This is a genomic window from Salmonella sp. SSDFZ69, assembly GCF_004010755.1.
Classification (GTDB): domain Bacteria; phylum Pseudomonadota; class Gammaproteobacteria; order Enterobacterales; family Enterobacteriaceae; genus Salmonella; species Salmonella enterica.
Genome location: NZ_CP034831.1, coordinates 915,826 through 931,447 on the forward strand (window position 1 = coordinate 915,826; position 15,622 = coordinate 931,447).

13 protein-coding genes are annotated in these 15,622 nt (G+C 53.3%); 3 read left to right on the forward strand and 10 right to left on the reverse strand.

Annotated features, from left to right (window positions below; all coding sequences use genetic code 11):
• Positions 1–3: 3 nt before the first annotated feature.
• The 5 genes from fucR to fucP all read right to left on the reverse strand — a co-directional run bounded on the left by fucR (position 4) and on the right by fucP (position 5,838).
• Positions 4–714 (reverse strand): L-fucose operon activator, encoded by a 711-nt coding sequence (gene fucR / locus EOS98_RS04535; protein WP_000642331.1) that lies wholly within the window; start codon positions 712–714, stop codon positions 4–6.
• A 57-nt stretch (positions 715–771) separates the two neighbouring features.
• Positions 772–1,194: an L-fucose mutarotase gene (gene fucU, locus EOS98_RS04540; protein WP_000920848.1), complete on the reverse strand. Its 423-nt coding sequence runs from the start codon at positions 1,192–1,194 to the stop codon at positions 772–774.
• Between the two features lies 1 nt (position 1,195).
• Positions 1,196–2,614, reverse strand: coding sequence for an L-fuculokinase (gene fucK, locus EOS98_RS04545; RefSeq protein WP_000806780.1), 1,419 nt, complete (start codon positions 2,612–2,614; stop codon positions 1,196–1,198).
• A gap of 100 nt (positions 2,615–2,714) precedes the next feature.
• Positions 2,715–4,490 (reverse strand): L-fucose isomerase, encoded by a 1,776-nt coding sequence (gene fucI / locus EOS98_RS04550; RefSeq protein WP_000724126.1) that lies wholly within the window; start codon positions 4,488–4,490, stop codon positions 2,715–2,717.
• Between the two features lie 31 nt (positions 4,491–4,521).
• Positions 4,522–5,838, reverse strand: coding sequence for an L-fucose:H+ symporter permease (fucP, locus tag EOS98_RS04555; protein ID WP_000528622.1), 1,317 nt, complete (start codon positions 5,836–5,838; stop codon positions 4,522–4,524).
• Between the two features lie 555 nt (positions 5,839–6,393).
• On the opposite strand from fucP, the gene fucA reads away from it, so the two are divergent.
• Positions 6,394–7,041 (forward strand): L-fuculose-phosphate aldolase, encoded by a 648-nt coding sequence (fucA, locus tag EOS98_RS04560; RefSeq protein WP_000440828.1) that lies wholly within the window; start codon positions 6,394–6,396, stop codon positions 7,039–7,041.
• Between the two features lie 16 nt (positions 7,042–7,057).
• Complete coding sequence (fucO, locus tag EOS98_RS04565) at positions 7,058–8,206, forward strand: lactaldehyde reductase (RefSeq protein WP_000013562.1); 1,149 nt, start codon at positions 7,058–7,060, stop codon at positions 8,204–8,206.
• Positions 8,207–8,297: 91 nt separating this feature from the next.
• Here the strand turns inward: fucO and xni are convergent, their stop codons facing one another.
• The 5 genes from xni to queF all read right to left on the reverse strand — a co-directional run bounded on the left by xni (position 8,298) and on the right by queF (position 14,828).
• A complete protein-coding gene (gene xni / locus EOS98_RS04570; RefSeq protein ID WP_167760996.1) occupies positions 8,298–9,053 on the reverse strand; it encodes a flap endonuclease Xni in 756 nt (251 codons plus the stop codon).
• Positions 9,054–9,222: 169 nt separating this feature from the next.
• A complete protein-coding gene (sdaB, locus tag EOS98_RS04580; protein WP_126523861.1) occupies positions 9,223–10,590 on the reverse strand; it encodes an L-serine ammonia-lyase II in 1,368 nt (455 codons plus the stop codon).
• A gap of 58 nt (positions 10,591–10,648) precedes the next feature.
• A complete protein-coding gene (gene sdaC / locus EOS98_RS04585; protein WP_000450462.1) occupies positions 10,649–11,938 on the reverse strand; it encodes an HAAAP family serine/threonine permease SdaC in 1,290 nt (429 codons plus the stop codon).
• A 564-nt stretch (positions 11,939–12,502) separates the two neighbouring features.
• The gene (gene ppnN / locus EOS98_RS04590; RefSeq protein WP_000627973.1) at positions 12,503–13,867 is read right to left on the reverse strand and encodes a nucleotide 5'-monophosphate nucleosidase PpnN; all 1,365 of its coding nucleotides are present in this window, start codon (positions 13,865–13,867) and stop codon (positions 12,503–12,505) included.
• 112 nt (positions 13,868–13,979) lie between these two features.
• Entirely contained in the window at positions 13,980–14,828 is an 849-nt protein-coding gene (queF, locus tag EOS98_RS04595) for an NADPH-dependent 7-cyano-7-deazaguanine reductase QueF (RefSeq protein ID WP_126523862.1), read from the reverse strand.
• A gap of 68 nt (positions 14,829–14,896) precedes the next feature.
• Between queF and syd the strand changes: the two genes are divergently transcribed.
• Complete coding sequence (gene syd, locus EOS98_RS04600) at positions 14,897–15,442, forward strand: SecY-interacting protein (RefSeq protein WP_000343990.1); 546 nt, start codon at positions 14,897–14,899, stop codon at positions 15,440–15,442.
• Positions 15,443–15,622: the final 180 nt, after the last annotated feature.

Genomic DNA, 15,622 nt, shown 5'->3' on the forward strand with positions numbered 1-15,622 from the left:
GGCCTATGACTGCGGCGCATCTGAAACAATATGCGTCACGTCATCCAGATGGCCGATGCGCGCCTCTCCTGAACGATTAAATTTACTTTTATCAATCAATAATAAAGACTGCGAGGCGCGCCTGAGCAGGATAGATTTAAAATCGGCGTTGATCGCATTGGAGTCCCACAGATCGCCGCCGCTGTCGATCCCCTCGCAGGAAAAGATGAACAGATCGATATCAAGCGATTTTAGCTGTGAGATAAGCGACGGATTAACGTAACAGCCATATTTACGTTCAAGCTGGCCGCCGGAACTTATCAGCGCAATGCGTTCGCGTTTTCCCAGCTCCTGACAGATAGGATGGCTATTGGTAAAAACCTGAATGGGAATATCCGGCAACTGGCGGGCCAGATACCAGCAGGTTGAACTGGCATCCAACGCAATCGTCATTCCTTCTTCTATCCACGCTAACGCTTCACGGGCAATATCGGCTTTATGCGCATAATGGCTTTTCAGGCGGATATGGAATGGATCGCCGCTGTCCTGATTTTCACGATGAATATATTTAGCTCGTCCGTGATTACGCAGCACTTTTCCCTGCGTCTGTAGTTCACTGAGATCGCGGCGGATGGTCTCTTTACTGACGTTAAGCCGGGTGGCCAGCGCTTCGGTGGTCAGACTTTTATGATTGATCAGCAGATCGACTATCGCTTGTTGGCGTGCCGCTTTCATTTTTCTCATCCCATCATTCGATGAACGCCCGCGTCATGCGGGCGCACCGGCAAGAGATTACGGCGTTACCCCTTTTTTTAAAAGAATATTTCCGTACTTCGCGCACTCACCTGTGATAACGATCGCAAACGCTTTTTGCGCCCGCTCATAAAACGCATAGCGGTCGATACGAACGATATCCGGGCACGGCGCTTCTAATGACAAAGCATCGCGATAGCGCGCTTCAACGCTGGGATCGAGCGTGTCGCCTTCCACGGCGGCCATCATCACCAGCGGCGGGGCGTAGCTATCCAGCTCAAAGAGCGGAATGATTGCCCGCAGTAGATCGCTGACGCTAAGACCATCGGCGCGAATCACCTGCGGGCCCAGGCTATGCGCGGGAAAGTGAGCGTCGGAAAAAATGATTTCGTCCCCGTGGCCCATCTCGGCCAGCACTTTGAGCAGTGTCGGGGAAATTAACGGTGAAATGGTTTTTAGCATTTCATACTCCCTCAATAATTTCAGGTTCGGTTTGCGGCCAGAAATAGCGATACTGATAATTGACCTGCGCACGCGCCTGTTCCGGGCTACTAAATTCGCCTACGCCGTACCAGCCAAACATGGCAGCGCCGGCCACGGTGGTTTCCGCGTCGTCCAGCACTTTGATAGGAATATCAAGCTGATTCGCTTTAATTTGATTCCACAAAGCGTTGCGACTGCCGCCGCCAACCAGTAACAGTTCTGTGGCGTTAAAATGACCGATTTTCTCCAGCGTGCGCAGATTACGCTGCAGTTGCGCCGTCAGGCCTTCCAGCGCGGCGCGATAGAAATGGCCGCGGGTGGTATTGAGCGTCACGCCCTGCCAGCCTGCATTTTGGCAAGCGAGTAGATCGCACTGCATCCGCACGCCTTCCGCGCCAGCGGGAATAGCGCGCGCTTCGTCGATCAGCGTTTGCCATGGCGTTTCCGGCGTCCACAGCAGTTTTCGTACCCATTCGAGTACGCCGGAGGCCAGCCACTGCATTCCGGGGTTATAAAGCCCCGACTGACTGTCCAGTTCACAGGTCGAGCCCGGATACTGACTGAGCAGCGAGGTATCCACCTGACCGCTGCGCACCATCAGAATCTCCCATGTTCCGGAGGAGAGCACCGGTTCACCTTGCTGCGCGCCAGCGCCGAATAACGCGAACTGAGTATCGTGTCCGGCAGAGATCACCGGCACACCCGCCGGGAGACCGAGTAGCCTGGCCGCGTCTGTCTGTAGCGTGCCTATCGGGGCGCCCGCTTCCACGATACGCGGGAACAGGCGGCGCGCCAGGCCCGTCGCCTGCAGGATTTCCGGACTAAAGTCGCGCTGATGGATATCCAGTAGCTGGCTGGTGCCTGCCATAGTGATATCGGTCGTAAACTCGCCGGTCAGACGGTGGTTAATCAGCGACGAGATAAACAGCCAGCAGTGAGCTTGTTCCAGCAGGCGCGGATGATTCTCTTTAAGCCAGACTAGTTTATACAGCGTGTTAAAGCTGAACGCGCCGACGCCGGAGAGCGTCTGCAATTGCCGGGGCGAGATAAAGCGCTCAATCGTTTCCATCACGGCAGCGGTTCGCGGGCATTTCCAACTGATGACCGGGTAGAGCAGCTTACCCTGCGCATCGACCAGCGCGCCATCGACGCCGAACGTAGTCACCGTAATACCGCGAACAACACACTCCGACAGGGCGCTGGAGAGTGACCTGCAGCAGTCGGCGAAACGTTGCAGGATGGCGTCCAGCGACCACTGATGCCAGGCGCTATTTTCTGCGGCAATGTCGCTGGCGTTAGCGGTTGAGGCGCGGGCGACAATTTTCCCCTGGCGATCAACGGCGATCGCCCGAACGTTAGTCGCACCGCAGTCGAGAACCAGGATAACGTCTTGTTTCATAGATAACTCCATAAACGCCGCCCGATGGCGCTACGCTTATCCGGCCTACGGTTCACGCGCCCGTAGGCCCGGTAAGCCTGCGCCACCGGGCTAAGCCGCATTAACGTTTATACAGCGGGCCATAATTTTGGCAGGCGCGATAATCCTGGCCTTCGATATCCATACCGTGAGCTGCCCAGGCGGAAGGACGGTAGATCTTCGCCTCCTCCACGTTGTGCATACATACCGGGATACGCAGCATCGCGGCGAGAGTAATAAAGTCCGCCCCTACATGACCGATGGTGAGTACGCCGTGGTTAGCGCCCCAGTTCGCCATCACCGAATAGACATCGGTAAACGGGCCTTTTCCGGTAAGGCGCGGCGCAAACCAGGTGGTAGGCCAGGTAGAGTTGGTGCGGGCATCAAGCTGATCGTGCATCGCTTTCGGCAGTTCGACGCTCCAGCCCTCGGCGATTTGCAGCACTGGTCCCAGGCCTTTGATGATATTCACGCGGGTCATGGTGAATGGCACGCCGCCTTCGGTCAGGAAACGGGATGAGTAGCCGCCGCCGCGGAAGTATTCGTGAATCGCCGGGCACCATTCAGTGGCCGCCAGACACGCATCCGCCTCTTGTTGGCTGATTTCCCAGTGTGGTTTCATGGTCGGCTTGCCTTCGCTGTCGCGCTGTTTACAGGCACCGTCCAGAGCGGCAGAACCGGAGTTAATCAGGTGAATAATGCCGTGTTCCGCCAGGCCGCTAAGCGCCTGGCCGGTGACGCGTTCTACGGCTTCCGGCGACCAGTAGGTTCGCACGTCGGCGAATATCTGCGCGGTACCAGTGAGTTGATGGCCGAACAGCATCGCTACGCCGTTCAGACTGTCATTTTCGGTGGCGACGACAAACGGTTCGCGTACGCCGTTCCAGTCAAAAGAACTATTGAGCAGCGCTTCGGCGGTATCGCCGTTCGGGTATTGATCGGTCCAGTGGCGCTGGCCCTGGAAGCCGGCGGCAATGGCGTTGTAGCCCAGCGATTCTTCAACTAACCCTTTGTCCGCCAGCGTCTTGTTGCCCTGCATCATGTCGCGAATACACATTGCCATCAGCAGGCTCTCTTTTAGCACCGCGCGGTTCTGAGCTTCATTGCGCTTATACTGCGAGGCGTTTTGATCTTCGCCGTAGCGGAAGTTTTTATCCGCCCACGCCAGCGCCATCTCCAGTTCGGCCTCATCATAAATTTTTTGATCGATACGGCGGCGCAGTTCGGTCATATCTACCGCTTGCACCTTCATGCCCAGCCAGGATTCAAAGAAGTTATGATCGACAATGGAACCCGCGATCCCCATCGACACGCCGCCGACGGAGAGGTAGCTTTTGCCTTTCATGCTGGCTACCGCTAACCCTGCCCGCGCAAAACGCAGCAGTTTTTCTTCGACGTCGGCGGGAATGGAGGTATCGTCGGCATCCTGCACATCATGGCCATAAATGGAGAACGCCGGAATGCCTTTCTGGCTGTGCGCCGCCAGCGCCGCGGCAAGGTAAACCGCCCCAGGACGCTCTGTGCCGTTAAAGCCCCAGATGGCTTTTGGACGCATCGGGTCCATATCAATGGTTTCGCTGCCATAGCACCAGCATGGCGTAACGGTAATGGTCACGCCCACGTTTTGGCTGCTGAATTTTTCTTCACAGGCGGCGGATTCCGCCATTCCGGCAATACAGGTATCCGCAATGACGCACTCCACCTGAGCCCCACAGGCGTGGCGGATTTTCTCGGTGATGAGCGCCGCCGTCGCTTTCGCCATGTTCATGGTTTGCTCTTCGAGCGACTCGCGTACGCCCATACGACGTCCATCAATCACCGGGCGGATACCGATTTTCGGTAAGCTGATTTTTTTCATGACAGATTCCTCACGTTATTCGGATAAATGTTCAGTTTGTCGCCGCTTGTGAACGGAAACGGGCAAAAATGAAGATGACGGCAAAGCACAATGCCGGAACCAGTTCGGCGGTCGGGATTTTGCCTGCGGCGTCGCTAACGAAGCCCATTACTGGCGTGACAATACCGCCGCCAATGATGGTCATGACGATAAAAGACGAGCCGTACTTAGTGTCCTGTCCCAGATTTTTGATACCCAGCGAGAAGATGGTCGGGTACTGGATTGACATAAATGCGCTACACAACGTCAGCGCCAGCAGGCCGATATGTCCGCCGCTAAAGGCGGAAATCAGACACAGGAGCATGGCAAACAGGGCGTAGGCGGCCAGCACTTTATGCGGCGCGAAGCGGCTGATAAGCCAGGTCCCGGTGAAACGGCCGATAAAGAAGCACACCATCGTGCCGGTCAGGTAATTGGCGGCGAAACCGGGCGTCATTCCAGGGATCTCCTCAATGGCGTAGCGGATCAGATAGCTCCAGCAGGCGGTTTGCGCCCCCACGTAGCAGAACTGCGCCAGCACCGCCCAGCGCCAGTGGCGGATACGGATGAGTCGGGAGAGAGAAGATAAGAAAGAGCTTTGTTTCGCATCGCTATGATCGTCACTTTGCAGGGCCGGAAATTTGGTCAGCATAATCAGCAGCGCAACTACTAATACGATGGCGACGATAATCATGTATGGCGTTTGTACCGATAACACCAGGCTGTGTTTATAGGCGCTAAGCTGATCCGGCGTCATTTTATCAAGCGCTTCTTGCGATTGATGCGGCACGTTAGACAAAATAAGGCTTTGCCCAAACACAACGGCGATAATAGCGCCAAAGGAGTTAAAAGTTTGCGCCAGATTAAGCCGGAAATGTCCGCCGCTTTCTGGACCTAATACCGTAACAAAAGGGTTGGCCGCAGTTTCAAGGCAGCCTAAACCGGCGGCGATGATAAACAGGCCAATTAAAAATAATGTGTAATTCATTATCTCGGCGGCGGGCCAGAATAATGCGGCGCCAACAGCATACAAAAAAAGCCCGGTGATAATCCCTGCTTTATAACTGAGTTTTTTCATCAAAATCCCAGCGGGGATTGGAATGACGAAATAACCGAAATAAAAGGCTGACTGAATAAGCCCAGCCTGAAAGTTAGTTAGCGTAAAAGCTTGTTGAAACTGCGGTAATAAAATGTCATTCAGATTATTGGCGACGGCCCACAGAAAAAATAGCGAGCAAAGTAAGGCGAATGGAATAATGTAGCGCTTGCTCTTGCTTTGCTCTGCATCCACAGCACGAAAACTCTGCGTTTGTATTGTTGTGTTTCCCATAGCATCCTCATCGGTTCAGAAGCTTTTGCGTGCGGTCGGTTCTGGTCACCAGACCGTAAAATTAGGTGAGTTCGCTTTTCTTACCGGTAATAAATTGGCGTCCGGAATGAACTCATGGAGTCATTTTCAAATAAAAAAGGCCTTTTAATATGATGGCGGTCACATTTATACCTGAGAGCAGAGCGTTCTGTGATTATCATCACTTTAATTTTCATAAAAAAATGACCGTTTGAGATGTTTAATTTAAAAAACCACAGACTGAATGCCCGAATTAAATTATTGCCACGAAAACGGGCAGTAGTAACTTATTCTTCATCTTTGCCCGTTTTAAAAAATATTATTAAGAGCGGGCATTTATCGGCGAGAGAAACGGTAGTCGTCTGGTTTATCGTGGCGAATTAATTGATGTGAATCACAAAATATCGTTATTTAAATTCCCTTCTCTTTATTCAGTATGATGATAGTTGCTAACTATTCGATTATTTCAACAGGACAGCAGCGCGATGCGAAAGGCGGTTTTGTTGTCTCATTTTGAATCACAGAGAGAGGTAAATAATGGAACGAAATAGACTGGCGCGGCAGATTATTGATACCTGTCTGGAAATGACGCGGTTAGGGTTAAATCAGGGGACGGCAGGTAACGTGAGCGTACGTTATCAGGGCGGAATGCTGATTACGCCGACGGGGATCCCCTACGAGAAGCTGACAGAGTCGCACATTGTCTTTATTGATGCAGACGGTCAGCATGAGCAGGGCAAGCTGCCTTCCAGCGAGTGGCGTTTTCATATGGCGGCATACCAGACGCGCCCTGATGCCAATGCCGTGGTACATAACCACGCGGTCCATTGTACGGCAGTCTCGATCCTCAATCGCCCGATTCCGGCGATTCACTACATGATTGCCGCCGCAGGAGGAAACTCTATTCCCTGCGCGCCCTACGCCACTTTTGGCACCCGCGAACTTTCTGACCATGTTGCCGTGGCGCTTAAAAATCGTAAAGCGACGCTGTTACAGCATCACGGGCTTATCGCTTGTGAAGAAAATTTAGACAAAGCGTTGTGGCTGGCGCATGAAGTGGAAGTGCTGGCGCAGCTCTATTTAAGTACGCTGGCCATTGTCGATCCGGTACCGGTACTGGATGACGAGGCGATCGCTATCGTACTGGAGAAATTTAAAACTTACGGGTTACGTATTGAAGAGTGATGTCAGGAGACAGGCGATGGCGAACAGAATGATTCTGAATGAAACGGCATGGTTTGGCCGGGGAGCGGTGGACGCATTAACCGATGAGGTGACGCGCCGCGGTTATCATAAAGCGCTGATTGTTACCGATAAAACGCTGGTGCAATGCGGTGTGGTCGATAAAGTGACAAGCAGAATGGATGCCGCAGGGCTGGCGTGGGAGATCTATGCGGGCGTGATCCCTAATCCTACGATTTCCGTTGTTCAGGAAGGGCTTAAAGTCTTTACCCAAAGTGGTGCGGACTATCTTATCGCCATTGGCGGCGGTTCTCCGCAGGATACCTGCAAAGCGATCGGTATTATCAGTAACAATCCGGAATTTGCCGATGTGCGCAGTCTGGAAGGGCTATCGCCGACCCGTAAACCCAGCGTGCCGATTATGGCGATCCCGACAACGGCGGGAACCGCGGCGGAAGTCACTATCAATTATGTGATTACCGATGAAGAGAAACGGCGCAAATTCGTTTGTGTCGATCCACATGATATTCCGCAGGCGGCATTTATCGATGCCGATATGATGGACGGTATGCCGCCCGCGCTGAAAGCGGCAACGGGCGTGGATGCGCTAACCCATGCTATTGAAGGCTATATTACCCGGGCCGCATGGGCGCTGACGGATGCATTACATATCAAAGCCATTGAGATTATTGCTGGCGCGCTGCGCGGCGCCGTAGCCGGAGAAAAAGAGGCCGGTGAGGCGATGGCGCTGGGGCAATACGTTGCCGGGATGGGGTTTTCCAATGTGGGGCTGGGACTGGTGCATGGGATGGCGCATCCGTTGGGCGCGTTTTACAACACGCCACACGGCGTCGCGAATGCTATTTTGCTTCCGCATGTGATGCGTTTCAATGCCGGGTCTACCAACGAGAAATTTCGTGATATCGCCCGGGCGATGGGGGTGAAGGTAGAAGGATTGAGTCTTGAAGAGGCGCGTAATGCCGCAGTGGAAGCCGTATTTGCGTTAAATCGCGATGTGGGAATTCCGCTGCATTTGCGTGATGTCGGCGTTCGAAAAGAGGATATCCCGGCGCTGGCGCAGGCGGCGTTCGATGATGTCTGTACGGGCGGCAATCCGCGTGAAGCGAGTCTGGCGGACATTGTCGAACTGTATCATATCGCCTGGTAATTTTGCCGGATGGCGCTGCGCTTATCCGCTCTACATTTCGTGCAGTCCTGTAGGCAGGATAAGGCGTTCACGCCGCCATCCGGCAACAAAACTACCGCGCCAGCCGTAGCTGCTGTAAGTTTCCGTCGATATGTAAATCGGTTTGCAGACGTGCAATATCGCGGCAAAGAAATGCCATTTCTTTATGCGTCTCAAGCTTTTTGCGCCACTTTTCCGGCACCTCGTCCAGATGGGCGTAAATTCCCTCCAGATTTTGAAACTGAATCAACAGCTGGGTCGCGCTTTTGGGGCCGATACCGGCAACGCCGGGGACTTTCGAACTGCTGATTCCTGCCAGACCCCAGTAATCCGGCAACTGCCGGGGAAGTACGCCAAACTCTTTTTCAATAAACGGCGCGTCCAGCCAGCGTTTCTGGAAGTAGTCGCGAATGCGCAATCCCGGAGAGAGCAACTGGCAATAGCCTTTATCGGTTGACACAATGGTTGCCTGGTGTCCGGCTTCGGTAACTTTTAGCGCCAGCGTCGCCGCCAGATCGTCCGCTTCGTTACCGTCTGATGCCCAACAGCGTACGCCGCGCTGTTCAAATGCGGCGCGTAGGGCGGGCATTTCGTTATGTAAATCGTTAGGCATCGGCGGACGTCCTGCTTTGTAGTCCGGCAAACGCTGATGACGCCAGCCGCTGCTGCGCGCGTCGTCATCAAATACCGCTACGGCATGGGTTGGCTGGCTGTGAATAATCAATTGATCGAGCGCGTGTTGGCAGGTTTCCACACAGGGCGATCCCTGAACGGCGTGAATACGGCGAATCAAATTGAGCGCGTCGACGATAAGCAGATGAGCAGCCACGGTGTTCTCCCTTACAAACCTGCGCGTAGGGTAACATTCACGGCGGGGGGAGGCGAGCATTGCGAAATAGCGCTATCCGTAGGCCTGATAAGCGAAGCGATATCAGGCAACAAAGCCGGATGGCGGCGAGCGCCTTATCCGGCCTACAGATCCTAAAATGTGCTGAGAATTAATCGCAGGTAACGATCTTCATCGCCAGGCCGCCGCGCGAAGTTTCGCGGTACTTAGCGTTCATGTCTTTACCGGTTTCGTACATGGTCTCAATCACTTTATCGAGGCATACGCGCGGTTCGCTGGTACGGCGCAGCGCCATACGCGCGGCGTTGACTGCTTTGACTGAAGCAATCGCGTTACGCTCAATGCAGGGAACCTGGACCTGGCCGGCAACCGGATCGCAAGTTAACCCCAGATTGTGCTCCATGGCGATTTCTGCGGCGATACACACCTGCGCCGGACTACCGCCCAGCAGCTCGGCCAGACCCGCTGCCGCCATGGAACAGGCCACGCCGACTTCTCCCTGACAACCCACTTCGGCGCCGGAAATAGAGGCGTTCATCTTATACAGCGAGCCAATCGCGCTGGCGACCAGCATATAGCGAGCAAGTGAGTTAGCATTTACTTCGCGGATAAACTTGTCATAGTACGCCAGCACCGCCGGAACAATACCACATGCGCCGTTAGTCGGCGCAGTGACTACTCGTCCGCCTGCGGCATTCTCTTCGTTCACCGCCAGCGCGAACATATTGATCCAGTCGACGACCGCCATCGGATCGGTGGTGGTCTTATCCTGACTGACCAGCACCCGACGCAGCGCCGCCGCGCGACGCGGAACGCGCAGTTTGCCCGGCAATACGCCCTCGGTGGTGATACCGCGCTCAATACCGCTGCGCATCACCTCCCAGACCCTGGCGAAGTGCTGCTCCAGCGCTTCTTTACTGTGCAGGGCCAGTTCGTTTTGCATCATCAGACCGGAGAGCGACAGACCCGTCTCCTGGCAATGGCGCTGTAAATCCGCGGCGGTTTTGTAAGGGTACGGTACGTTAACGGGTTCGCTATTCGTCAAACCAAAGTGCTCTTCATCGACGATAAAGCCGCCGCCAATGGAGTAGTAGGTTTGGCTGTAGAGCACCTTATCGCCCGCCAGCGCGGTAATACGCATCCCGTTTTCATGCAGAGACAGGTTGTCGGCGTGGAAATTCATGCACTTATCGACCGGAAATTCGACTTCATGCTGCCCATTAGCCAGTAGTAAACGCCCATGGGTGTTCACATCCTGGATAAAGGACGGAATGGCGTCGATATCGACGGTGTCCGGCAGATTCCCCGCCAGGCCCATAATAATGGCGATATCAGTGTGGTGGCCTTTACCCGTCAATGACAGAGAGCCGTAGACATCCACCACGACGCGGGTGACATCTATAAGGATATGGCGGGCAATCAGATCGTCCGTGAACTGCTTGCCTGCTTTCATTGGTCCGACGGTGTGAGAACTGGAAGGGCCAATGCCGATTTTAAAAATATCGAATACGCTAATCATAGGGCATCCATTGCGGTTGTATCATAGAGAAGCGCCGCGGTAAGCGGCGCTAAAGGACTTAGCTGAACAGTGAGTAGAAAATAGCGGAGATGGCAATCAGGCCCATAATCACAACGAATACGTTGCTGATATGACCGCTGTACTTACGCATTGCCGGTACTTTCTGGATGGCATACATCGGCATCAGGAACAGAATCATCGCGATGATCGGGCCGCCCAGGGTTTCAATCATGCCCAGGATGCTGGGGTTCAGCGTCGCCACAATCCAGGTGGTGACCAGCATGAACAGCGCGGTAATTTTATTCAGTTTGTTGATTTCGATGGATTTACCTTTACCACGCAGCGATTTAATCACCATCCCGTTAAAGCCTTCACGCGCGCCCAGGTAGTGGCCGAGGAAGGATTTGGTGATAGCAATCATCGCAATGATCGGCGCCATCCAGGCGATGATCGGCGCGTTAAAGTGGTTCGCCAGGTAAGACAGAATAGAGATGTTCTGCTCTTTTGCCGCTGCCAGATCTGCCGGCGTCAGGCTCAGCACGCAGCTGAAGACGAAGAACATCACGGTCAGCACCATCATGATGTGGGCGAAGGCCAGAATTTTAGAACATTTCTTCTCAGCGCCTTCACCGTACTCTTCACGCTTCGCAACCGCGAAGGAGGAGATGATCGGGGAGTGGTTGAAAGAGAAAACCATCACCGGAATCGCCAGCCACAGCGTCATCCACAGACCGTTACCGGTAGACGCGGCGGAATCAAAGGACAGCGTTTCCAGCGCCGCGCCGTTCCACTGCGGGATCAGGTACAAGGCCAGCAGCATCAGCGCAGCGACGAACGGGAATACCAGGATACTCATCGCCTTAACGATCATTTGCTCGCCGAAGCGCACGATGGTCATCATGCCAACAATCAGGATCAGGGAAAGAATCGCCCGCGGCGGCGGATTAATCGCTAACTGGTGGGTCAGGAAGCTTTCCACGGTATTAGTAATCGCCACGCTGTAAACCAGCAGGATAGGGTAAATCGCGAAGAAGTAGAGCAGGGTAATCAGTTTACCTGCGCCGATACCGAAGTGTTCCTCAACGACTTCAGTGATGTCTTCACCCGGGTTTTTACCGGACAGCACGAAGCGGGTTAAACCACGGTGTGCGAAAAAGGTCATCGGGAAAGCGAGAATCGCCATGATGATGAGCGGAATCATGCCGCCGACGCCTGCGTTGATCGGCAGGAACAGAACGCCCGCGCCGATTGCCGTGCCGTAAAGGCCCAGCATCCACATGGTATCCGTTTTGCGCCATGCGCTTCGAGAGTCAATCGAAGCAATCGTGCTGGTCTGAGTGGTTTCCATCTATTTCTCCTGGAGGATGCTAAAAATCAGGTTGCTGGTCTAATCCAATGAAAAAAGACCTGATCGTAAAATGAAATCTGCTTAGGGACGCTTTTTATATAATTTTTCGCCGTAATAATTTTCGGGCGGAAAGATACATTTAAGTGATGAATCTATCAGTGATCCCGATCTCAAATGCAATAATCCGCTTCTTACATGGATAAATTTGGACCATTAATCTATTAAAAAAACGTCATAACGAATTTCCGGGCGCGAAGGCTACCATTAACGATATAAGGCCGGAAAGATTGGGGCGCAAGATACGGAGGTTTGACTATAAAAATCAAGGTTTTTAGTGGATTCTGGCGAAGAATAAGAGTTTGGACCGATAAATCACGGTAAGAGGAGTGAAGTAAACGTTTGCCTGGCAATCTATTTATGATGAATTATAAATGGTGTTTATAAAACAATGCGGGCTATGCCTCTGATGATCATCATAAAAAATGAAGGCATGCGTTAATTGCCATACAGCAATGAAAGGAATGGGAGAAGCGCCCGGCTGCTGGCGGCAACCGGGCATAAGCGTTAAGCGCAGATCTCGTAACAGGGGATGTAGGCGGAACCTGGCAATTTCATACGATGCTGCGCGACGAATCCCTGCAGCAGATCGTCCATGCGACGCATCATCTCTCGATCGCCGTGGATTTTATACGGGCCATTAGCTTCAATGGCGCGTATCCCGACCTCCTTCACGTTCCCCGCGACAATACCGGAGAAGGCGCGCCGCAGATCCGCCGCCAGAATCTCAACCGGCTGATCCGGGTACAGTTTCAGGTTGGCCATATTCTCATGCGACGGCTCAAACGGCACCTGCAGATCCGGTGCAATACGCATCGACCAGTTAAAACTATAGGCGTCGCCGGTATCGCGGCGATTCTCTTTCACTTGCGGCATCGCTTTCTTCATCAGCCGCGCTACCTCCGCCGCATCGTCAATGATGATGCGGTAATGACGGCGGGCCGCTTCGCCCAGCGTATGGGTAATAAACTCATCCAGCACGCGGAAGTAATCGGCGCTCTCTTTTGGTCCGGTCAGGATCAGCGGCAGCACCTGATTTTTATTGGCTGGGTTCATCAGAATCCCCAGCAAATAAAGCAGCTCTTCCGCCGTACCCACGCCGCCCGGGAAGATGATGATACCGTGTGCGATACGGACGAACGCTTCCAGGCGTTTTTCGATATCCGGCATGATGATCAGTTCGTTCACCAGCGGATTAGGCGGTTCAGCCGCAATAATGGAAGGTTCAGTCATGCCGATAAAGCGGCTGTCTTTATAACGCTGTTGCGCGTGACCGACCGCCGCGCCCTTCATGGGGGCTTCCATCGCCCCAGGGCCGCAGCCGGTGCAGATGTTCAGCTCGCGTAATCCCAACTGCGTGCCGACGCGACGGGCATACAGGTACTCGTTTTCGTTAATTGAGTGGCCGCCCCAGCATACCACCATGTTTGGCGCTTCGCCGACGTGCAGCGCCCGGGCGTTGCGCAAAATGGAGAACACCAGATTGGTGATATGTGTTGAGCTTTCAAGATCCAGATGCTGGAAACGGCCGGCATTGTGGATCTGCCCATTCACAAAGAGAATGTCGCGCAGCACCGCGAACAGGTTAGCCTGTAGCGCACGAATAATCCGCCCGTCAACAAAGGCGTCTTCAGGCGGATTAATCAATTCCAGCTTCACGCCGCGCTCGCGGCGCAGCACGTTAATATCGAAATTTTCAAAGCGGGACAGCAGCTCTTTGCTGTTGTCGGTCAGGCTGCCGGAGTTAAGAACGGCAAGTGAACAGTTACGAAACAGTTGATACAGGTCGCTACTGGCCGTGCGTTTCAGCATGTCCACTTCCAGTTGCGACAACATATCCATTGAGCCAAGCGGGCTAATATGTGTAATCAAGTAAACTCCTTATGGGACGCAACACGCCATTCCCTGTTGATTACAATAGCCCTGGCTGATGACCTTTCACAACCTTACATGCGCAATCCGGCACGCAAAATTGACAAAAAAATTACTGTCGCGCCAGCCTGCCCGTGGCGGGCACAAAATCGGTATTGCTGCGCCAGGGATTAATGTCCAGCCCGCCGCGGCGGGTATAGCGCGCATAAACGCTTAACGTTTCCGGCTGGCAGAAGCGCAGAATGTCATTAAAAATACGCTCTACGCACTGCTCGTGAAATTCATTATGGTGACGGAAGGAGACCAGATAACGCAGCAGTTTTTTCCTGTCGATTTTGCGCCCGCGATACTGAATTTGTATCGAGCCCCAGTCCGGTTGGTGGGTGATCAGGCAGTTGGATTTCAACAGATGACTGACCAGCGTCTCCTCTACTTGCTTCTCGCCGCTGACCGCATGTTGCAGATAGTCGGTAGTAAACTGGTAGTTGTCGATACTGATATCCTGATCGTCAATACAGGCGCCGTGGAAATGGGCGACAGGCTGTCCTTCCAGCTCATCAAGACGATGAAGCTTCACGCTAACGTTGCCCTGCGCGCAGGCGCGCAGATCGCGCTCCAGCGTCTGGCGCACCGTCTCCCAGGTGTCAAAGCGCGTCTGGTTAAAGCTGTTCAGATACAGTTTAAAACTTTTGGATTCGATTAAATTAACGCTGGTGTAATCCAGTTCGACATGCCCGACGGCGACCTGCGGAAGACCCTGGCTGTTAAGCCAGGAAAGTTCATACAACGTCCAGATATCCGCGCCGTGGAACGGCAAATTATCGGCTGTTAATCCGAGCGGGTCACGATTCAAACTGCGCGGTACGCCCTGCAGCAGGCTGGCGTCATAATTGTCCCGGTAATCCGTTGATTTTCCGAGAGTCAGGCCATCAAGAGCCTGATGCTTTTCATAAGAAGACATGTTTCACCGTCATAAACCAGATACACTATGCGCCAAGTGTATCCTGGCTTTTATGAAGAGAGAAACTGGTGGACGAACTGACAGCGCAGGCATTGAAAGCCTTTACGACGCGTTACTGCGACGCGTGGCAAGAAAAACACGGTAGCTGGCCGTTGAGCGAAGAACTGTATGGCGTACCTTCTCCGTGCATTATTTCTTCAACCCGCGATGCCGTTTACTGGCAGCCGCAGCCTTTTGAAGGCGAAGAAAATGTAAACGCGGTTGAACGCGCCTTTGATATTATGGTACAACCTGCGCTCCACGCGTTTTACACCACGCAGTTTGCTGGCGACATGCCCGCGCAGTTTGCGGATGAAAAGCTTACGCTACTGCAAACCTGGAGTCAGGATGACTTTCGGCGCGTGCAGGAAAATCTGATAGGCCACCTGGTCACGCAAAAGCGGCTCAAGCTTCCTCCCACGCTTTTTATTGCGACGCAGGAAAATGAGCTTGAGGTCATTTCGGTCTGTAATCTGTCCGGCGAGGTGATTAAAGAAACGCTGGGCACCCGCAATCGTACCGTTCTTGCCGCAACGCTTGCGGAATTCCTTACGCAACTTAATCCTCTTCTGTAATCGTTTGCCCTAACGGGTGTGAGAGATCTCTTACAAAGTCTGTAGGAGATCGCCAGGATATCAGCGGATACTGAGTCCCGTTTTTTTATGTAAGTCTATATAAAACAACTAATTAAAATGTTTTTGCGCACTTTCATATGAAAATTTACTTAAGGTATTGTCTGTAAGCGTCTTGTAAGA